1 protein-coding gene is annotated in these 274 nt (G+C 32.8%); it reads left to right on the forward strand.

Translation table 11 applies throughout. The features are described from left to right. Window positions 1-28: 28 nt before the first annotated feature. The gene (locus R2R70_RS20195; protein WP_410699198.1) at window positions 29-217 is read left to right on the forward strand and encodes a class I lanthipeptide; all 189 of its coding nucleotides are present in this window, start codon (window positions 29-31) and stop codon (window positions 215-217) included. Window positions 218-274 lie beyond the last annotated feature (57 nt).

Here is a 274-nt window from a genome sequence, read left to right on the forward strand (position 1 = left end):
GTGATGCTCTTTAAAAAATATCAAAATCATGAAGAAGCAACCCAAACTAGGAAAAACAGTATTACTGAATAAAGATACCATTACGAAGCTTCAGGAGGACCACTTAAACAAACTAAAAGGAGGAGTACATGCGGGACAATTTATAAACCCTACCAATGATCTGGATCCGCAAGATACCTTTAGCTGCATAAAGAACAGTTGTAATAAATGTATGTAAATAAAAAGCAATTACCATGAGCAAAAAATCAGTAAAACTAGAAAAAAATATCACACT

The sequence above is a fragment of the Cobetia sp. SIMBA_158 genome (assembly GCF_046566945.1).
In the GTDB taxonomy this organism is placed as follows: Bacteria; Pseudomonadota; Gammaproteobacteria; order Pseudomonadales; family Halomonadaceae; genus Cobetia; species Cobetia amphilecti.